This is a genomic window from Kocuria himachalensis, from assembly GCF_054784195.1.
Genome location: NZ_BAAGPL010000006.1, coordinates 7081 through 25757 on the forward strand (window position 1 = coordinate 7081; position 18677 = coordinate 25757).

General features: G+C 68.9%; 18 protein-coding genes. 10 read left to right on the plus strand and 8 right to left on the minus strand.

The window, feature by feature from the left end; translation table 11 throughout:
* Window positions 1-696: manganese catalase family protein (locus ACYVM4_RS04475; RefSeq protein WP_460667755.1), on the plus strand; the 696-nt coding region annotated here is incomplete at its 5' end.
* A gap of 56 nt (window positions 697-752) precedes the next feature.
* Window positions 753-1217, plus strand: coding sequence for a DUF4383 domain-containing protein (locus ACYVM4_RS04480; protein ID WP_460667756.1), 465 nt, complete (start codon window positions 753-755; stop codon window positions 1215-1217).
* 294 nt (window positions 1218-1511) lie between these two features.
* Here the strand turns inward: ACYVM4_RS04480 and ACYVM4_RS04485 are convergent, their stop codons facing one another.
* On the minus strand, window positions 1512-2621 hold the full coding sequence (locus ACYVM4_RS04485) for a glycosyltransferase family 2 protein (RefSeq protein ID WP_460667757.1): 1110 nt from the start codon (window positions 2619-2621) through the stop codon (window positions 1512-1514).
* A gap of 274 nt (window positions 2622-2895) precedes the next feature.
* Here ACYVM4_RS04485 and ACYVM4_RS04490 point away from each other — a divergent pair, with 274 nt between their 5' ends.
* Window positions 2896-3273, plus strand: coding sequence for a hypothetical protein (locus ACYVM4_RS04490; RefSeq protein WP_460667758.1), 378 nt, complete (start codon window positions 2896-2898; stop codon window positions 3271-3273).
* Window positions 3274-3450: 177 nt separating this feature from the next.
* Here ACYVM4_RS04490 and ACYVM4_RS04495 read toward each other — a convergent pair whose 3' ends face one another.
* From ACYVM4_RS04495 to ACYVM4_RS04510, 4 genes are all read right to left on the minus strand, one after another.
* On the minus strand, window positions 3451-4116 hold the full coding sequence (locus ACYVM4_RS04495; protein ID WP_460667759.1) for a phosphatase PAP2 family protein: 666 nt from the start codon (window positions 4114-4116) through the stop codon (window positions 3451-3453).
* Window positions 4117-4202: 86 nt separating this feature from the next.
* A complete protein-coding gene (locus tag ACYVM4_RS04500; protein ID WP_460667760.1) occupies window positions 4203-4970 on the minus strand; it encodes a hemerythrin domain-containing protein in 768 nt (255 codons plus the stop codon).
* A gap of 134 nt (window positions 4971-5104) precedes the next feature.
* Window positions 5105-6826, minus strand: a complete 1722-nt coding sequence (gene ctaD, locus ACYVM4_RS04505; RefSeq protein ID WP_460667761.1) for an aa3-type cytochrome oxidase subunit I — start codon at window positions 6824-6826, stop codon at window positions 5105-5107.
* A 214-nt stretch (window positions 6827-7040) separates the two neighbouring features.
* Window positions 7041-7757 carry a hemerythrin domain-containing protein gene (locus tag ACYVM4_RS04510; protein WP_460667762.1) on the minus strand — a complete coding sequence of 239 codons (717 nt, stop codon included), beginning with the start codon at window positions 7755-7757 and terminating at the stop codon, window positions 7041-7043.
* Window positions 7758-8115: 358 nt separating this feature from the next.
* Here ACYVM4_RS04510 and ACYVM4_RS04515 point away from each other — a divergent pair, with 358 nt between their 5' ends.
* Together ACYVM4_RS04515 and ACYVM4_RS04520 are read left to right on the plus strand one after the other, a co-directional pair.
* Window positions 8116-9291: a glutamate--cysteine ligase gene (locus ACYVM4_RS04515; RefSeq protein ID WP_460667763.1), complete on the plus strand. Its 1176-nt coding sequence runs from the start codon at window positions 8116-8118 to the stop codon at window positions 9289-9291.
* 217 nt (window positions 9292-9508) lie between these two features.
* The gene (locus ACYVM4_RS04520) at window positions 9509-11041 is read left to right on the plus strand and encodes an amino acid permease (RefSeq protein WP_460667764.1); all 1533 of its coding nucleotides are present in this window, start codon (window positions 9509-9511) and stop codon (window positions 11039-11041) included.
* Between the two features lie 799 nt (window positions 11042-11840).
* On the opposite strand, the gene ACYVM4_RS04525 is transcribed toward ACYVM4_RS04520, so the two are convergent.
* From ACYVM4_RS04525 to ACYVM4_RS04535, 3 genes are all read right to left on the minus strand, one after another.
* Complete coding sequence (locus tag ACYVM4_RS04525) at window positions 11841-13223, minus strand: glutamine synthetase family protein (RefSeq protein WP_460667765.1); 1383 nt, start codon at window positions 13221-13223, stop codon at window positions 11841-11843.
* A 95-nt stretch (window positions 13224-13318) separates the two neighbouring features.
* Window positions 13319-14254 (minus strand): ADP-ribosylglycohydrolase family protein, encoded by a 936-nt coding sequence (locus ACYVM4_RS04530; protein ID WP_460667766.1) that lies wholly within the window; start codon window positions 14252-14254, stop codon window positions 13319-13321.
* Between the two features lie 52 nt (window positions 14255-14306).
* Window positions 14307-14495, minus strand: a complete 189-nt coding sequence (locus tag ACYVM4_RS04535; protein ID WP_460667767.1) for a hypothetical protein — start codon at window positions 14493-14495, stop codon at window positions 14307-14309.
* Between the two features lie 319 nt (window positions 14496-14814).
* On the opposite strand from ACYVM4_RS04535, the gene ACYVM4_RS04540 reads away from it, so the two are divergent.
* The 5 genes from ACYVM4_RS04540 (at window position 14815) to ACYVM4_RS04560 (ending at window position 18618) form a co-directional block, all read left to right on the plus strand.
* On the plus strand, window positions 14815-15399 hold the full coding sequence (locus ACYVM4_RS04540) for a CBS domain-containing protein (RefSeq protein ID WP_460667768.1): 585 nt from the start codon (window positions 14815-14817) through the stop codon (window positions 15397-15399).
* A 53-nt stretch (window positions 15400-15452) separates the two neighbouring features.
* Window positions 15453-15815, plus strand: coding sequence for a hypothetical protein (locus ACYVM4_RS04545; protein WP_460667769.1), 363 nt, complete (start codon window positions 15453-15455; stop codon window positions 15813-15815).
* Window positions 15805-17211, plus strand: a complete 1407-nt coding sequence (locus ACYVM4_RS04550) for a M20/M25/M40 family metallo-hydrolase (protein ID WP_460667770.1) — start codon at window positions 15805-15807, stop codon at window positions 17209-17211. The genes ACYVM4_RS04545 and ACYVM4_RS04550 overlap by 11 nt, the downstream gene beginning before the upstream one ends.
* A gap of 42 nt (window positions 17212-17253) precedes the next feature.
* The gene (locus ACYVM4_RS04555; protein WP_460667771.1) at window positions 17254-17538 is read left to right on the plus strand and encodes a hypothetical protein; all 285 of its coding nucleotides are present in this window, start codon (window positions 17254-17256) and stop codon (window positions 17536-17538) included.
* Between the two features lie 441 nt (window positions 17539-17979).
* A complete protein-coding gene (locus tag ACYVM4_RS04560) occupies window positions 17980-18618 on the plus strand; it encodes a hypothetical protein (protein ID WP_460667772.1) in 639 nt (212 codons plus the stop codon).
* The last annotated feature ends 59 nt before the right edge of the window (window positions 18619-18677 follow it).

The window sequence follows — 18677 nt, forward strand, 5'->3', positions numbered from 1 at the left end:
GCCGCCGAGGAGTTCGGCCACATCGAGATGCTCGCCACGATGGTCGCCCAGCTGCTGGAGAAGGCCCCGGTGGGCATCACCGAGGACGCGATCCAGTCCGATCCGGCGGTGGCGGCCGTGATCGGCGGAACGGACCTGCAGCACGCGATCGTGGCCGGGGCCGGGGCGCGACCGGTGGACTCGATGGGCAACCCCTGGTCGGGGTCCTACGTGACCGCCTCCGGGAACCTGCTGGCGGACATGAGCTCGAACGTCAACGCGGAGATGCAGGGCCGGGTACAGGTCGCGAGGCTCTACCACATGACCGACGACAAGGGCATCCGGGACATGCTGTCCTTCCTGCTGGCCCGCGACACCATGCACCAGAACCAGTGGATGGCCGCGGTGAAGGAGCTGCAGGCCGACGGGCTGGAGCAGATGCCGGTGCCCTCCAACTTCCCGCAGGCTAAGGAGGCCACCGAGTTCTCCTACGACTACTACAACTTCTCCGACGGCACTACCGCCGCCGAGGGCTCCTGGGCGTCCGGGCCGACCCCGGACGGCAAGGGCGAGTTCGGGTACAAGGACGAGCCCATGGCCGGGGTGCCGATGCCCCCGCCCACCCACCCCGATGCCCGGTTCTACGGCACCACGGAGCAGCCGAACCTCGTGGAGAAGGCCGCCGGCACCATCCAGGACAAGCTCAAGAAGGAGTAATCCCCACCGGGGCCAGTTGCCCGGCTCCTACAGTGCGACCGATGAGAGGAACGACCATGACTGCTTCCACCAACCGGAGCGCATCTCGCCGCTCCCCCGTCCAGACCGCCGCCCTGCTCTACGGGGTCGTCTTCCTGCTCGTGGGTGCGGCCGGCTTCATCCCCGGGATCACCAGCAACTACGACACCCTGCAGTTCGCCGGCCACCACTCCCAGGCCATGCTCATGGGCCTCTTCCAGGTCTCCATTCTGCACAACCTCGTCCACCTGCTCTACGGCGCCGCCGGCATCGCCCTGGCCCGGACCGTCTCGGGGGCGCGGAACTACCTGCGCTGGGGCGGTGCCGTCTACCTGCTGCTGTGGCTCTACGGGCTGCTCATCAACAAGGAGTCCACCGCCAACTTCGTGCCCCTGAACACCGCCGACGACTGGCTGCACCTGCTCCTGGGCCTGACCATGGTCGGGCTGTCCTTCCTGGACCGGAACACCCACGACCGGACCACCGGCAGGGCCCGCACCTGAGGTCCGCGGCCGGGCACCTTTCGTGTCCGTGCTCCACGGGAAGCGGCTCCCCGCCTGCGGGGAGCCGCTTCCCGTGGGTCCCCGGGGACGGACTCCGCTCCCGGTGCCACGAGGGTGCTGTCAGGAGAAGGTGGGGTCGACGGTCATGCCCTCAGTACACGCCCTGGGTCTCCCGTCCGCCCTTCCCCTGCTCGAGAAGTCCACCCCGAGGCACCCCGGCCGAACCCAGGAGCGGACCCGACTCGTCGCCCATCGCCGGTGAGGTCGGCTCGGCCGCGGCGCCCTTCCCCATGCTCACCACCGGCCCCTCGCCTGCCCCGTGCCGGCGTCGAGCAGTAGCGGCGATCCCTTGCTCCGGTGACGCAGGCGCCGGCGCAAGACGGCCCGGGAATGCCCGGCGGTCCGCAGCCGGGACCCCGCGTAGGACACCCCGCCGCGCGCCCGGACGGCCACGGCCGCCCACACGCACACCGACCGCTCCAGCACCCACAGCGGAGCCCACAGCACCGTGCCGGCGGGAAAGACCTGGACGCCCCCGGCCCGGCGTCGACCCATCTCGGCCACCCCGCACACGGCGAGGGTCCCCGCGGCCAGGCCAACCGGGTGCCGCACAGCCCAGCACATCAGTGGCAGCAGGGACAGCTCGGCGAGCAGACGATGAGGCTGGGCGAAGTCGTCGTAGGCCTGACGGACGCGCTGGCCGAGGAAGTGGGACACGGTGGGCGGCACCCGGCCCACCAGCACGTCCAGGGCCACCTTTTCCCGCCCACCGGCCGCGCACACGGTACGGACGAGCTCGAGGTTCTCGAACAGGACGTCACCGTCGTAGCCGCCGGCGGTGAGCAGGACCGATCGGCGCACCCCGAGGGTGCCGGGCCAGTCCCCGCCCAGGGCACGGTTGAGCAGGGCACGCCCGGAGTCCCACCGGGCCTGCCAGGGCAGTTCCACGTAGTAGTTCTGCGGACGGACCACCTCGGCATCCTCCAGCAGCCCCACGATCCGTTCCAGGGTCGCCCGGGTGTGGCGCACGTCGTCGTCGGCCACCACGATCCGCTCCTCGGCCGCACGGCGCACGCCGGTCATCACCCCCGCCACCTTGCCGTTGGCGCCCGGCCACAGCTCCGGGCGGACGTGCTCGACCGACTCCGGCAGCGCCCTGCGATGGGCGGTGAAGAGTTCCGCGGCGGAGCCGTCGACGACCGTGACGGGCAACCACGTCACGACCTCGGCCAGGTAGCGGGCGAGCCCTGCCAGATCGGCGTCGTCGGCCCACTTCAGCGGCAGGACGTAACGGGCATCGGCCAGAAGACCGGAAGCGGGGGGATCCGGAACGGGGCGCCCGGGAGCCCCCTCGGCCGGGGCTTCATCCCGGCGGTCGGCCTTCACGAAGACGGTGTGGTCCACGAGAGCATCCTTTGTCGACAGCGACGCACTGCGGGCCGGCTGCTCGACCACTCCTCACCCTAACCACACTCGGGTTCCTGAAGCCAAGCATCCCGAGAAAGAACTCTCCTCCGACCGGCCGGAGCGGTGCCCGGGTGCGGTGGATGATCAGCGCCCACGTCGAACACCGAACGGCCTCGATGGGCTGGCAGTCCCCCTTGTCATCGATGTGGTGAGACCGCTGGCAGTACCGTCAGGGCCCCACTCTCGTTGACACCAGGTTCAGCCTGTGGCCATGACGTACTCGCATGCGATGAAGGATGCGTTCATGGACCATCAGCTCGCGGTACTGGTTCAGACCGATGTGGGCGGGGCCTGTGTCCGCCTGCTGGTGACAGAGTATTTGACCGAAGCCAGTCAGCAGGCCCTGTATCCGCTGATCCGCCGAGCCCGGATACTGTTTCCGCCGGTGGCTGTCACCGTTGACCTCACCGCTGCTGCGCAGGTGGAGGCGGCGGGGGTGGAGTTGTTGCGCCGAGTGGTGGACCGCGACGGGACCATAGGCGGGGTCGGCCCGGTGGACATCTTCCTGCCCGCCGAGCTGCCCGACCACCCTTCCGGACCGTACCGGATGACGCGTCATCGGCAGGGCCTGGGGTGGTCACCGGCATAAACCCGAGCAGACCTGTGTCGCGGCCGCCGTGGCCGATGGGTCTTGCGCCCCGGTCAGTGGGGACTTCTCATCGCCGGGCTTCCCAGAGAGTGATGGTCGTTCTAAGCGGCGGAGGCCGTGGTGCGGTTGTTGGTGGGCTACCCGCCACGCACCCACCAGGTGTCGTGGGCGCCGGGGTCAGACCGGAGCCGGGGGTAGGGCCTGTTGCAGCAGCCGGGCCAGGATGGGCAACCAGACCAGCTGTGTTGCGGTGGTGAGCAGGATGGAGCCTAGCGCGTCCCCGGGATAGTGCACCCCCAGATACACCCGGCTCCAGCCCGCCGCCACGGCCAAGGCCAGGGCCCCGACCAATCCGGCGGCCCGTATTACCGTCCCGTGGTGCCAGCAGAACACCAGTACCAGCGCCCACCCCATCCCCGCGGCCAGGGAGACGTGGGCGCTGGGGAAGCTGTGCGGGCCCACCTCGCTCAGCTGCCCGAACAGGGCCACACCGCCGGGTCGGGCCCGCTCCACGACCGGCTTCACCACAGCCGTGGCCAGCCAGCCCGGCACGGCCAGGGAGATGAACACCAGCGCCCGGACCGGGGCCCCGTCGTCCACCACCCACAGCACCAGCCCAACCAGGACCAGCCAGCCGACGCCCGCCGGCACCGACAGCCCGTATTGAAGCGCCAGGGCCGCCACGTCCAGGGCCGGTGAACGCCGCTCCTGCACGGCCGCGATCACCTCTGCACCGGTCCCGGCCACACCGAACTCTTTCAGCCACACCCCCAGCACGATCGAGGCCGCTGCGAGCAGGACCCCGACCGGCACGGCCCCCCACGCAAGCCGCGGCAGTTCCATGACGCACCCTGGCCGGGACGGGCCCGGCCATGGACGGCGCAGCACATGCCGGATCCTCCGTAGCATTTTCCCGCACCGGGGTCTGTTCAGCCCGGTTGACCGCGGGTGGGTGGGGTGTTGCGGGTCAGCCACCGGTGCACCTGCCACCGACCGGGCCGGGTGCGGGCCCGCTCACCGGCCTGCACCAGTCTGGAGCGCTCGATCACCCCGGCCACTCGGGCCAGAGCCCAGCTCGCGGCCTCGGCCCCGGACCGCACCCGGCCGCTGCGCACTCGGGCGGCACGGTCCAAACGGTCGCGGGAGCGGTCGAGCACACTCAACGGCAGCGCCGCGATCACGTTGCCCGGTGGGCGGCGTGAGACCGCCACGTGCGGGCGCGTCGGGGCGGTGTGGCGCACCACGGTCCAGGCCGCCCCCAGCCGTCGCAATCGCCGGTCGTCGGCGCCCTGACGCAACCGTGGGAGGAGGACGTCTTCCTCCTCGCGGATGTCCAGACGCAGCTCCGCAGCCAGCTCGGTGATCAGTTCCTCACGGCCGGGCTCGCCCGGGCCGGTACGCTCCAGTTCGGCGGTGAGCTCGCTGAGCTTCTGGTGGCCCTGCTCGATGTGCAAGGTCAACGCCTCCCCGTCGGCGGAGACCGCCCGGAGGGCCGGCCACACCACGGTCTCCTCCGCATAGGCGTGGGTGAACACCAACCGCCACAACCGGGTCAGCACCTCGTCCTGGGCCTCCCCCGAGGTGGACTCCACCCGCTGGAGCAAAGCTTCCTGCTCTGCGTGCTCCCGACGCATCCGCACCAGCACACTGGAGGCACCACCCAGCTCCTCCACGGTTTGATCCGCGATCGATGTCATAGTCGGCTCCTCGTCCGCTCCTGTTCATCCCGCCGTAGGTGGCCTCCGCGGCGGGTGGACGTGCTGCTCAGGGTTTGCTCTCACCGGAGTTCCGGTCCTTGTCTACCTGTCCCGGGGGTCTAGGGAACGGTGGTTCACGACTGGTCCTGGCGGGTGGCGATGGCACCGTCGTCGACCGGGGACTGCTGCGGGGACTCCGCCGCGAGCTCGGGGTGGTGCAGGTCGATGGCGGGGCGTTCGGATCGGATCCGGGGCAGGGCGGTGAAGTTGTGCCGCGGCGGCGGGCACGACGTCGCCCACTCCAAGGAGTTCCCGAAACCCCACGGGTCGTCCACCTCCACCTTGGTGCCGTGGCGCCAGGTCGCGTACACATTCCAGAAGAACGGGATCATCGACAGACCCAGCAGCATGGAACCCGCGGTGGAGATCTGGTGCATCCAGGTGAACCCGTCCTCGGGCAGATAGTCCGCGTAGCGGCGCGGCATCCCGTCCACACCCAGCCAGTGCTGGATCAGGAAGGTCATGTGGAAGCCCACGAACAGCAACCAGAAGTGGATCTTGCCGACCCGCTCGTTGAGCATCTTGCCCGTCCACTTCGGCCACCAGAAGTAGAACCCCGAGAACATCGCGAAGACGATGGTGCCGAAGAGCACGTAGTGGAAGTGGGCCACCACGAAATAGGAGTCGTGCACGTGGAAGTCCAACGGCGGGGACGCCAGGATCACCCCGGTCAGGCCGCCGAAGAGGAACGTGAACAAGAAGCCCAACGCCCACAGCATCGGGGTCTCGAAGGTGATCGAGCCCCGCCACATGGTGCCGATCCAGTTGAAGAACTTCACCCCGGTGGGTACCGCGATCATCATGGTCATGAACGCGAAGAAGGACAGCATCACCGCCCCGGTGGCATACATGTGGTGGGCCCAGACCGTCACCGACAGCGAGGCGATGGCGATCGTGGCGAACACGATCCCCTTGTACCCGAACAGCGGCTTGCGGGAGAACACCGGGAAGACCTCCGAGACGATGCCGAAGAACGGCAGCGCCAGCACGTAGACCTCGGGGTGGCCGAAGAACCAGAACAGGTGCTGCCACAGCACCGCTCCCCCGTTGGCCGGGTCGAAGATGTGCCCGCCCAGGGTGCGGTCCATGCCCAGCGCGAACAGTGCCGCGGCCAGGGGCGGGAACACCATGATCACCAGCAGCGAGGTGATCAGCGCGTTCCAGGTGAAGATCGGCATCCGCCACACCGTCATGCCCGGAGCGCGCATACACAAGATGGTGGTGATGAAGTTGACCGCCCCCATGATGGTGCCGAAGCCGGACAGGGCCAGGCCAAACACCCACAGATCACCGCCCACCCCTGGGGTGAACGAGGCGTTGGACAACGGGGCGTAGGCCGTCCAGCCGAAGGCGGCAGCGCCCTGCGGGGTGAGGAAGCCGGCGGTCGCGATCAGCGAGCCGAACAGGAAGAACCAGAACGCCAAGGCGTTCAGTCGCGGGAACGCCACATCCGGGGCACCGATCTGCAACGGCACCATCACGTTGGCGAAGCCGGCGAACAGCGGGGTACCGAACATCAGCAGCATCAGCGTGCCGTGCATGGTGAACATCTGGTTGTACTGCTCTTTGGTCTCCAGGACCTGCATCCCCGGGGCCCACAGCTCCGCCCGGATCAGCAGCGCCATGACCCCGGCGATGCAGAAGAACCCGAACGCCGAAATCAGATAGTGGTAACCGATGAGCTTGTGATCGGTCGTCGTCAACATCTTGACGATCAACCGCCCCGTGGTCTGCGGCGCCAGCACGGGCGCGGCCTCGGGGCGGCGCTGCTCAGCGGTGTACTCGTAGATGGCCATCACGGCACCCTTCAAAAGGCACAAGTACCCCGCTGCTGGAGCTTGTCAGCCAGCTTATGCATGCCGACCCACCCTGGGAAGAGACCCCACCCGAGCACGTACTCAACGACCGGGCCGGGGGCATCGCTCTGACCAGCTCAGTCCCCGGGTGAAACAATCCACCACGGTTAAGGCCGCAAAGCATCCCGTTCCTCGGTTACGTGCCGACTGGGAATCAGGCGCTTTGAGACTTTGTGGAAGGGTCTTCTCCTCGGCGCATCACCGGCAGGTACTCGATCCGGTGGGCCAGGCCGTCGAGGCCGGTGCTGACCGAGCGCAGAACCGGCGCCCCACGCCCGGGCTCGCGCAGGGCCGCGGCGTCCACGAGGTCCCGGAGCCGGTCCAGCACCGACAGCGGCACGGCCGCGACCACGTTGCCGGGCGGGCGCCGGGCCACCACCGGGTGGGCGCGGGTGGGCGCGGTCCGCCGGACCACCTCCCAGGCCAGGCCCAGACCGCGCAGCTGGGTGCGGTCCAGCTTCTCCTGCAGGCGTGGGAGCAGCGCGTCTTCCTCGTCGCGCACGTCCTCCCGCAGGACTTCCACCAACCGGGCCAGCACCGGCTCCCGCGCCGGGTCACCCTCCGCCAGGGTCTCGAGGGCGGTGACGAGCTCGTTGACCTCCTGGTGCTCACGCTCCACCTCCAGGGTCAGCTCGTGGCCGTCCGGCAGGACCCGGCGCATCACCGGCCACAACACGGACTCCTCGGCGAAGGCGTGCGGGAACACCAACCGGTAGATCCGCAGCAGCACCTGCCCTTGGGCCGGTCCGGTCGTACCCTCGAGGTCCTCCAGCAGGTCTTCCAGCTTGACGTGGTCACGCCGCTGCCGGGTCAGCACACTCAACCGCCCGCCGAGCTCGTCGACCTTCTGATCAGCGATGGATCGCATCATGATGTCCTTTCCGAAAAAGCCCATTCCAAGGCCGGCCTGCTGGTATGGGCGGGCGCACGCAGACGGTCACGTCGCACCATGGTGGGGTTCCGGCTGGTGACCTTCCCTCCAAAACATAGTAAGGATACTTAGGCAGATGTCAGCGTCCAGCGGCCGGTGTCCTGTGGACGGTGTCCGGTGGTCGGTGGCCAAGCGCCCTCCCGGCCCTGTCCGCACGGGGAGAGTCCCTGTTACAGCGCCTGCGGCAGAAATCTCCCGTGTTTGCGTTCTGGTGGTTTTCTCCTTCCGGCCTGCGGCTTCCGCCTATTCGTTGTGGGGCCCACGATGGTGGAAAGGCGGTCGACAAGGAGCGGATCTGGTGCGGACTTTCGGTGTGGAAGAGGAGCTGTTGCTCGTCGATGCGGTGACCCTGAGGCCGTTGGCCGCCGGCGAGGCGGTGGTCGACCACCACGAACAACACGCGGGTTCGGGGGCGCACCGTCCGGGGGCCGTGTTCCCGGCCGCGGAGCCCACCGACGTGTCCCCCGGTCATGACCTGACGGTGGAGTTCCAGCAGGAACAGATCGAGGTCGTCGGCCCACCCCGGCTCACCTTGACCGAACAGATCGCCGCCATCCGAACCGGCCGGGTCCTGGCCGATGAGGCCGCCCGCGCGGTAGGTGGGCGGGCAGTGGCCCTGGCGACCTCGGTGTCTGCCGATCTGCCGCACCTGGTGCCGGAGGCGCGGCACCGCCGGATCCAGCAGCACGTGGGATTGCTGGCCGCCGAACAGCTGACCTGCGGGTTCCACGTGCACGTCGGCATCGACTCCCGCGAGGAAGGGGTGGCGGTGCTGGACCGGATCCGGGTGTGGTTGCCGGTGCTGCTGGCGCTGAGCGCGAACTCCCCGTTCTGGTACGGCGTGGACACCGGTTTCGCCTCCTACCGATACCAGGCGTGGACACGGTGGCCCACAGCCGGGGCCAGCGAGGTCTTCACCACGGTGTCCGAGTACGACCGGCAGATGCGCCTCCTGCTGGAGTCCGGGGTGCCGCTTGATGACGGGATGGTTTACTTCGACGCCCGGCTCTCGACCCGTTTCCCCACCGTGGAAGTGCGGGTGGCCGATGTCTGTCTGGACCCCGTCCACGCGGCGGTGATCGCCGCGCTGGTGCGCGCCCTGGTGGAGACCGCCGCCCGCGCCTGGCGCGCCGGGGAGGGCCCAGCCCCGGTGGGAGTCGCCCAGTTGCGGGCCTGGTCCTGGCGGGCCGCCCGCTCAGGGGTCGAGGGACAGCTGGTGAGCCCGACCACGGGTGTTCCGGTCGCGGCCGGGGAGGTGGTGGCCGAGCTGCTGGAGCTGCTGCACCCGGTGCTGGCCGAGGCCGGGGAGGACGAGCAGGTCCAGGCCGTGGTCGCGACCATGCTGCGCGAGGGGACGGGTGCCCGGGCCCAACGCGATGCCTACGCGACCCGGCACGACCTCCACGACGTGGTCGCCGCCGCCCTGCACATCGGCGGGCCCACCACAGCAGCACCGCAGTCCGAGCCGATGTGAGCGTGCACCACCGGCCACGCGATGGCCGGACCCCTGACCCTGCCCGCACCCGGTGCTCCGAGGCGGGCACCGATTATCCGCGCACCCTGGTCAGCGCGATGCCGGGTGCCTAGGCCCCAGCGCAGCAGCTACACCGCTGGCCTTTTCCACACCAATCCCTTGCAGTTCATCAACTGGCCATCGCATGCTTGAGAAGCGTCCCACAGTAAGGGTTCCTATGGATAAGCGCCCCGCACCCTCACACGCGGCCGACAGCGGCACCGCGGCTGTCGCGGAGTACGGCTACAAGCAGGAGCTGGAACGCGGCACCGGCCGGTTCGCCTCCTTCGCTGTGGCCTTCGCATTCGTCTCCATCGCCACTGGCATCTTCACCACCTACGGGTCGGTGCTCAACAGCTCCGGGGCTGCTGGCATCTGGACGTGGCCGATCGTGATCGTCGGTCAGCTCATGGTGGCGTTCGTCTTCGGTTCCCTGGCCGCTCGGATCCCGGTGACCGGCTACTCCTACCAGTGGATGTCGCGGCTGGCCAACCCGGTGCTCGGGTGGATCATGGGGTGGATCTCCTTCACCTTCTTGGCCATCGTCGTGGTGGCCGTGGACTACACCATCGCCTCGACCGTCCTGCCGGTGCTGTTGAACTATGAGGGCTCTTCAACCAACGCCTGGGTGATCACCTCGCTGGTCCTGGCCGTCCAGGCCCTGCTGGTGGGCTTCTCCACCCGCTGGACCGAAAAGGTCAACAACTTCGCAGTCACCGTCGAGCTGATCGGCATGGTCCTGCTCGTGATCCTCCTGCTGGTGGTCGGGGCCGTGGCGCGTGAGCTGAACGTGGGTAACCTCTTCGACACCGGAGCGGTGGGTGGAGAGGGTTACGTCGGCTTCGGCACCCTCTCCGAGACCGGCCCGTGGATGATGGGCACGCTGCTGGGGGCCTTCACGATCGTGGGCTTCGAATCCGCGGCCAACCTCGCTGAGGAGACCAAGGACCCCGCCCGTGTGGTGCCCCGCGCCATGTGGCAAGCGGTTCTGGCCTCGGGCGCCCTGGGCTTCATCTTCCTGATTGCCATCACCCTGCTGGCCGGTGACCCGGCGCAGCTGGCGGCCTCCCCCACCCCGGTTGCCGATGTGATCTCCCGGGTCCTGGGCCCCGTCGTGGGCACCGGGCTGCTGGTGCTGGTCGTCATCGCGATGTTCGCCTGCGGCATGGTCGTCCTCATGACCGGGGTGCGGCTGGTGTGGGCAATGTCGCGCGACGAGCGGTTCCCCGGCCACCAGGCCTGGTCAAGGATTTCCCCGCGGTTCGGCACCCCGCTGGCGGCCACCGGTTTCATGTTCGTGATCGCCCAGCTGATCCTGGCGATCTTCGCCTTGCGCCCCGATGCGCTCTTCGGTCTGTTCGCCGCGGCCACCTTGCTGCCGGCGATCATCTACGCCGCCACCGTGGCGCTCTACATCGTCCAGCGCAAGAAGCTGCCGGCCTCCCACGGCTTCACCCTGGGGAAGTTCGAGATCCCAGTGCTGGTGCTGGCCTCGGTGTGGCTGGTGTTTGAACTGTCCATCTTCCGCGATGCCTCCTTCTTCGCCTCCTGGACCTATGTGGCTCTGATGGTCGTCATCGGGGCGGTGTATTTGATCTGGCTGCTCGTGCGCCGCGGCGGTCCTGCCGGGCTGGCCATGCCGGACATGCACTCCGTCGACGCCGCTCTCGAGCACACCACCGCGCAGAACAGCATGGAACGCTACAAGTGACCGCCGTCCTGAGGTTCCCTCATCGGGCTCCGCGTTCGAGGGTGGTGAGAATCAGGGCGGCGGCTACGATGGCGCCGATCCGCGACAGTGAGACAGTCATGTGGCGCAGCGCTGGGTCAGCAGCGCGCTATAGCCGCGATGGTCGACTCCGAGATGGTCACTCTTGATGAGGGTGGGCACCGGCGACGCCGGCGCCCTGATAACCCTTGTCCGCCAGGGGGCAACCCGGCCGCGGCGGTCGGGTACAGGGCACCCAAGCAGAGGGTTCTAGCGGCGGTGATGCCGTGGGTCGAGCCAAAGTTTTACCGGGAAGACCCCGAGAAGAAAGCCGGTGGTCGACATGTCCCCGGGATGTTGCCTCCGAGTCTTTTGTGCTTGCCTAAGTACCAGACATGATTTCCTTTTTCGGTGCGTGCGGCCAGGCGACTGATGGGGATCAGCCTCCCGTCCAGACTCACCCGCCGGGCTGGGCAGATACTGCTGCGCCTACCAACCGGGCCGCAGCTGCTGGCCACCATGCTGCCCGCACTCCAGTAGCAACTCCGTCAACGACGGTCGAGAAGTGAGCAGTAGCGTCGCATCTGCCCAGTATTCGCCCGTCGTCGACACCGCCCCGGCTGAGCGAGTACTTGAGAACCTGTCCCACCGAGCAGCAAAGCCCCGAGGCGTGGTCGGAGCCTCCGCCCCACCACCCGAGAGCTGGCGCCCCCTTCTGCCCCCCCCCACGGGGGCTGGCCTTCCCCGACCAGGCCCGCTCCGCGAATCCGCCCCGCCACAAACCCCTGCTCGCGGATCTGGGTCAGAGACGTTCGAAGCCACGGCGTAGCTCCCAGTCGGTCACGGCGGCCTCGAAGGCCTCCAGCTCCACGTCGGCGTAGTTCACGTAATGCTCAACGACGTCCACCCCGAATATCTCCCGGGCCAGTTCGGAACCGGCCAGCAGATCCCGGGCCTCGCGCATGGTCGAGGGCACCACCGGGGCGTCGGACTCGTAGGCGTTGCCCTGCGTCACAGGCTCCAGCTCCAATCGGTGCTCGATGCCGTGCAGACCCGAGCCGAGCATCGCCGACAGCGCCAGGTAGGGATTGACGTCACCGCCGGGGAGCCGATTCTCCATGCGCGCGCTGGCCCCGCTGCCAACCACGCGCACGGCGCAGGTGCGGTTGTCGATGCCCCAGGCGACCGCGGTGGGGGCGAAGCTGCCCTTTGCGAAACGCTTGTAGGAGTTGATGTTCGGCGCGTAGAAGAGAGTGAGCTCGCGCATGCCCTGGAGCACCCCGGCGATGAAGTGGTCGTAGACGGGGCTGCGGGTTCCCCGTTCCCGGTCCCAGAAGACCAGTTCGCCGTCGGGCCCGCGCAAAGACATGTGGATGTGGCAAGAGTTGCCTTCACGCTGGTTGGGCTTGGCCATGAAGGTGATGGACTTGCCCTGACGGTGGGCGATCTGCTTGGAGGACAGTTTGTAGACGGCATGGTTGTCCGCGGTGACCATACCGTCGTCGTAGCGGAAGGCGATCTCGTGCTGGCCGAGGTTGGACTCGCCCTTGGTGGACTCCACAGTCATCCCGGCCGCGTACATCGCGTTGCGGATCTCCCGCAGCAGCGGCTCGACCCGCTGGGAGCCCAGCACGGAATAGTCCACGTTGTACTGGTTGGCTGGGACCAGGTGCTGGTAATTGGCCGCCCAGGCGTCCTCGTAGCTGGTGTTGTAGACGCAGAACTCCAGTTCGGTTCCGGTGAGCATTCGGTAGCCCCTGTCCTGGGCCCGGTCGAGCTGGCGGCGGAGCATGGAGCGCGGAGACATCGGGATCAGCTGGCCGTCGTGAGTGGTGAGGTCGCACTGGATCATGGCCTGGCCGGGGTTGTGCGGCATGAGACGGACGGTGTCGAGGTCCAGGGCAAACGCCATGTCCCCGTAACCGGACTCCCAGCTGGTGATGGCGTAGCCCCCCACGGTGTTCATCTCGGTGTCCACGGCCAGCAGATAGTTGCACCCTTCGGCACCCTCCTCCAGCACGGAATCCAGGAAGAACCGGCCGTGGACGAGCTTGCCCTGCAACCGTCCCTGCATGTCGGTAAAGGCCAGCACGACCGTGTCGATCTGCCCGTCGGTGATTTTCTGCCGCAGTTGCTCGACGGTCAGCATCCGGTCGTTGCGAGGATGCTTCGGTGATGTCGTCATGGGTCGGTTCCTTATGCCGTGGGACAGTGCGCGGGCGGAGGAGTTAGCGGGGAGAGTATCGCCCAGATGAGTGATTCCAAAGGGTAGGGGCCACTTCAGGTGCCGGCCGGAGCGGACACCAGGCGGGTGGCCACCTGTTCGATCTGCTCGGCGGCTTCCAGGCGAGTGGTCCAGGAGGTGGGCAGCCTGCTGTAGCCGTGCCGGGCCCCGATCAGCGCCCCGGTCATCGCCGCGATCGTGTCGGTGTCCCCGCCGCCGCCGATCGCGAAACGGAAGGCCGCCTCCGGCGCCTCGGCGCGGACCAGGAAGGCGTACACGGCCAGGGGGACTGATCCCAGGGCGCTGATGTCATTGCCCAGTGCCGCGGCCGCCTCCACGGCCGGGGCCTGCCGGGCCAGCAGGGCGCGGATCTCCAGCAGTTTCTCCTGCCAGACCACGGACTGGACCACGGGGCACAACTGGTCCAGGAAGGCCGCGGTGTCCAGCGGGACGGACGGGTCGCTGCGCAACGCCAGATGGGCGGCGGCGGCCTGCAGGGCCGCTCCGTGCAGGCCGTGCTCGTGGGCGTGGGTGATCTCCGCACTGATCCGCCCCAGCTGCGCCGCCTCCAGGGGGCTGGCGCTCACGGCCGCGACGGGGGCGACTCGCATGGCTGCTCCGTTACCCCAGGACCCACCGGGGAACACCGACACCGCGGCTTCGCGCCAGGAGACCCCGCCGAGCACGGCCGCCAGCACCCGGGCGGCGCCGACCCCGTAGCCGCGCAACGGATCATGCTGCCAGGCCACGGCGAAATCCGAGGCCAATACCGCCTGGTTGATACCCCTTTGGTGGCTGAGATGCTCGGCCAGCACCAAGGTCATCACGGTGTCATCGGTGTGACGGAGGGCCTGGGAGGAGAACGCCCACTGGGTCAGGGCCGTGGCCGGCACCACGGGTTGCCCCTCGAAGGGTGCACCGAGCCCGTCGCCGACCGCAGTCCCGGCCAGCAGACCCCCAACGCGGTCATGGAATGTTGGTGAGGACGTCATCACTGCCTCCTCGCGGCGAAGCACCAGATACGCGACGCCGACAAGTGGGCGCTCACGCCGCCTCGACCACCCGGGACTGCCGCTGCCGTAGCGTCTTGATGAGCCGGTCGGCCTGACGCAGGCCTTCGTCCAGCTTATCCCGCTGCTGGTCGGCCGGGGCGGTGTGCTCAAACCGTTTCTGGATCAGGGCACATCGGCGGGCCGGGGTCTGCGGGGCCTCGAGTGCGGTGAGGGTGGGCAACACCGCGGTTATCTGCTCCAGGGACCCACAGGGTCTTCATCCCCTGAATGCTCTGCAACAGCCGGTGGTCGTCCCCGGTGTAGAGACAGAATCCCCATCGGAGCGCCCCAAGTACGGCAGCACCCCGATGCAGTCGCAGTGACGTGGGCTCCGCAAAGACACTCCCGCCCGCTCGCCCAGCTTCAGCATGGTGCCGCAGGTTCTCTTACTCATGTGAACCCCTCCTCAAGCCGACCCCCCAAATCTACCCTCACGTTAGGGTAGATTTGGGGGTGGGTTACGCCGGCCGTCCTGGCCACCGGTGGGGACCCCCCGCACGGTGAAGGTCGGGGAGCTGGCCCAGGGCAACCCGGTGACCACCGGGGCCGACAACAGCGTGGACGAGGCGATCAGGACGATGACCGACCACCAGGTTCGCCACCTGCCCGCCATTGACGGCCACGACCTGGTCGGCATGATCAGCCAGGCCGACACCACCCGCTCCATGCCCGGAGGCCGTGTCGGAGAGAAGGCCCAGCTGGTGAATCCCGCTACCGGGACGCCGTGCTCGGCCGTGGATGTGGTCGCCCACCTGGTGCAGGTGGTGCGCCCGGTGCTGGCCGAGCAACAGGAGAAAGCGGCGGTGGAGGCGGTGGTCGCCGAGATCCTGTGCCACGACTCTGGGGCCCGGCACCAACCAGAGGCCTACGCGGCCCGTCACGATCCGGCCGATGTGGTGGCCGCCGCCCTGGTTGATACCCACCGCCCGGCCCCCGGCCCCGAGGGGTGGCAGGTGATCCCTGCTGTTCGACAGTGCCACCGGACCAGACCCCCGCCCGGATCGCCTCCGGCGATGACGGCGCTGGTCCCGCCGCGATCGGGTCGGTGGCCTCTGGTCAGGCCCGGGTGCGGGACCGTAGCCTGAGAAGGAGGTCCAGCAGCGGGCCGTGGCCCTCTCGTGGCGAAGGAGCCACCGTCATGGAACTGCAGCTGCACGTGCGCACCGAGAACGACCCGGCCGGCTCCCGGGCGCGCCTGGTCGTCACCGGGCAGCTCACCGAGTTCAACTATCAGATGCTGTACCAGGTGATCTGTCGGGCGCGCGCCCTGACCCCCGGCACACAGACTCTAGTGGACCTCACCGGTGCCGAACCGGTAGAGACGGCTGCGGTGGACCTGCTGGCGTGGGAGATCGACCACCACGACCCCGACGGGCCCCTCTCTCCGGTGGGGTTCGTGGTTCCGGGACCACCCGTATCCTCCTCCCGGACCGGTGCCGCCCTGGGGCCCCGCACCGTGTGGACCGGACAGGACATGGGAGGACCCGGCCATGTCCGCTGATGAGGCCATCAAGGACTACCTGGGGGCCCACGTCGATCAGCTGCTGGCCGGGTTGGTGGAGTGGGTGCGGATCCCCTCGGTGGCCGGGGTCCCGGAACGGGCCCACCACCTGGTGCGGTCGGCCCACTGGTTGGCCGGACAGCTGCGCGAGATCGGGTTCCCCACCACAGAGATCTGGGACGGGGTGCAGGGCCCGGCCGTCTACGGGTCCTGGTGCGCCTCCCCCGGGGCGCCGACCGTGCTGGTCTACAGCCACCACGACGTGCGCGCGGTCAAGGAGCAGAACTGGGACCAGACCTCCCCCTTCGACCCGGTGACCCGTGACGGGCGGCTCTACGGCCGCGGGACCTCGGACGCCAAGGGCCAGGTCACCGCCCACCTGTGGGGGGTGCGGGCGCATCTGGTGACCACCGGGCGCGAGGTCCCGGCGGTGAACCTCAAGGTCCTCATCGAAGGCGAGGAGGAGGCCGGCTCCCCCGGCCTGGCCCGGCCGATCCAGGACCACGCCCAGGAGCTGGCCGCGGACGTGGTGGTCTTCTCCGACACCCTGCTGTGGCGCGCCGACCACCCGGGACTGTGCACCGGGGTGCGCGGGATGCTCGGGGCGCACCTGGAGGTGCACGGCCCCTACACCGATATCCACAGCGGGGCCGTCTCCGGGGTCGCCCCCAACCCGGCCCTGGAGCTGGCCCGGTTGCTGGCCCAGCTCCATGACGCCCAGGGGAGGATCACCCTGCCCGGCTTCTACGACACCGTCGCCGAGATCACCGCCGCCCGCCGGGCGGAGCTGGCCGCGCTGCCCTTCGACGAGGCCGACTGGCTGGCCCGTTCCCACACCCGCAGCATCGGTGGGGAAGCCGGCTACACCGTGCTGGAGAGGCTGTGGGAACGCCCCGCTCTGGAAGTCATCGCACTGGTCGCCGGGGACCCGGTCGGGGTCTCGCGGGCGGCGATTCCCTCGATGGCGGCCATGGACCTGAGCATCCGCACCGTGGTCGGGCAGAAGGTGCACGAGGTGGCCGAGCAATTGCGCCGCTGGGTGGGCGAGCGGGTCGGGGACGGCTACGGGTACGAGTTGTCGATCTCGGTCGAGACCGCCCAGGAGGCCTACCGCACCCCCGACACCCCGGTCCTCGGGGCCCTGGAGCGGGCCATGGCCGCCGGCTTCGGCGTGGGTCAGGTCGGGCGGATGGGCAACGCCGGGGGCGGGCCGGCCGAGCTGCTGGCCACCACGTTGGAGGCGCCGGTGGTGTTCTTCGGCACCGGGCTGGTCGAGGACAACTGGCACGACAGCGACGAGAGCGTGCGCACCGACCTGCTGAGCGCCGGGGCCGCCACCCTGGCCCACCTGTGGGAGGACCTGGGACACCACGGCACCGGACACACCACCCGGTAAGACCCAGCACAGAAGCTCGAGCCGACATCGAGGGAGGAGCAGATGGACGACACCACCGCCGGGTCCACCCAGGCCTGGCTGCTGATCGAGGCCATGGATCGTGAGCGGTTCACCCTGGAAGCCCTGTGGTCGGGTTACCGCGGGCAGGGCGGGAGCGTGGAACAGTTCGAGATCGAGGCCTACCTGCATCAGTGCCTGCACCTACCGGCCTTCCAACGCGACATCCTCATCCACGCCGCCAACCACCTGCTCGAGACCCACCACCAGCCCCTGCTGCCCTACACCCGGGACCTGCTCCACGGCGCCGACACCGGCCCCGAAGAATAACCTCCCGGGAAGGCCCAGGACCAAGGCGCCACCTGAACCGGCTACTTCCCACCGCGACATTGGCATCCACCTGGGGACGGCGAGGGGTCGCGCAGCACCATCAACGGCGCCGTGGGGAAATGGTGCGGACCCCTGCCGACCCGAGACCGGATTCGTTCCCCCGCTTCCGGCGCCAGCGGTGCAAACCATGCAAATCCCTGGTCAGGACTCCTCTACGCCTCTAATCTGGGGTGAGGTCCAGCAGCCGGCCACGTCGATCCTCGTGGTAAGGAGCTGCCCCATGCACCGTGTACCTTCCGTGCCGGCCGGGCCCAACCTGGATGCCGGTGCAGCCTCGGCGCGGCCCGTCGCATGAGCCGGCTCACAAAGACGCCCATCGGCACATCAGCCCGCCCGCGGTCGGCTCCGTTGCCGCCGGCCCGGAAGATTTCGAGCACGTATTTGGCCCCGGCCGACCCGTTTCCCTCCGCCCTGGCGGAGCTGGAGCTGGTCGAGCTGCTCGTGCTGCATTCCAGGATCACGCGTCAGCTCGACCGCGAGTACCGCACCGACCCCGCCGGGGCCCATCCCATGACCTTGGACCGGGCCCAGGAGCTGGCCGCCGAGCTCGACACTTGCCAGGCGCTCCTGGCCCCCACCGGTCCCGCGCCCCGGGTCGAGCCTCGGCCCAACGCATCATGTGCGTACCGGGGAGCTGCCACGGCCGGCTGGCCAGCGACGACGCCGCTGATGCCGGAGCCAGGTGATCGCGCCGACACCGCCCGGACCGGACAATCCGCGGCAACCACACCCCGCCAGGCCGGGAAACCCAGTGACGGCCCGTCCCGCGCCAGGAAGAACGCCCTGAACGGCCACGCCCTCCGTGAGGCCGAGACCCCCATCCAGGACCTGGACCGGTTGCGACCCGGGGAGCAGATCGAGGTCTGGCACCACGGGCAGAGGCAGTGCGTGGGCACCGTGGACGAAACGGCCCCCTCCCTGGGTGTGGTGTGGATCCGTGAAGCCCTGGACGGCTATCGCCGCATGGTCCCCACCCAGGACACCGAGCTGCGATATCACCTGCCCGGCCCTCCTCAATGACGCCCGAGGGCGAGTACTCTGCTCGCCAGTGGTGTCCCCGGGTGCGACGGCCAGGCTCC

What these genes read in the sequence shown, in the direction of transcription:
- ACYVM4_RS04480 (WP_460667756.1), top strand. Translation starts at nt 753, where the DNA reads ATGACTGCTTCCACCAACCGGAGCGCATCTCGCCGCTCCCCCGTCCAG.
- ACYVM4_RS04490 (WP_460667758.1), top strand. Translation starts at nt 2,896, where the DNA reads ATGACGTACTCGCATGCGATGAAGGATGCGTTCATGGACCATCAGCTC.
- ACYVM4_RS04495 (WP_460667759.1), bottom strand. Translation starts at nt 4,116, where the DNA reads ATGGAACTGCCGCGGCTTGCGTGGGGGGCCGTGCCGGTCGGGGTCCTG.
- ACYVM4_RS04500 (WP_460667760.1), bottom strand. Translation starts at nt 4,970, where the DNA reads ATGACATCGATCGCGGATCAAACCGTGGAGGAGCTGGGTGGTGCCTCC.
- ctaD (WP_460667761.1), bottom strand. Translation starts at nt 6,826, where the DNA reads ATGGCCATCTACGAGTACACCGCTGAGCAGCGCCGCCCCGAGGCCGCG.
- ACYVM4_RS04510 (WP_460667762.1), bottom strand. Translation starts at nt 7,757, where the DNA reads ATGATGCGATCCATCGCTGATCAGAAGGTCGACGAGCTCGGCGGGCGG.
- ACYVM4_RS04520 (WP_460667764.1), top strand. Translation starts at nt 9,509, where the DNA reads ATGGATAAGCGCCCCGCACCCTCACACGCGGCCGACAGCGGCACCGCG.
- ACYVM4_RS04525 (WP_460667765.1), bottom strand. Translation starts at nt 13,223, where the DNA reads ATGACGACATCACCGAAGCATCCTCGCAACGACCGGATGCTGACCGTC.
- ACYVM4_RS04530 (WP_460667766.1), bottom strand. Translation starts at nt 14,254, where the DNA reads ATGACGTCCTCACCAACATTCCATGACCGCGTTGGGGGTCTGCTGGCC.
- ACYVM4_RS04545 (WP_460667769.1), top strand. Translation starts at nt 15,453, where the DNA reads ATGGAACTGCAGCTGCACGTGCGCACCGAGAACGACCCGGCCGGCTCC.
- ACYVM4_RS04550 (WP_460667770.1), top strand. Translation starts at nt 15,805, where the DNA reads ATGTCCGCTGATGAGGCCATCAAGGACTACCTGGGGGCCCACGTCGAT.
- ACYVM4_RS04555 (WP_460667771.1), top strand. Translation starts at nt 17,254, where the DNA reads ATGGACGACACCACCGCCGGGTCCACCCAGGCCTGGCTGCTGATCGAG.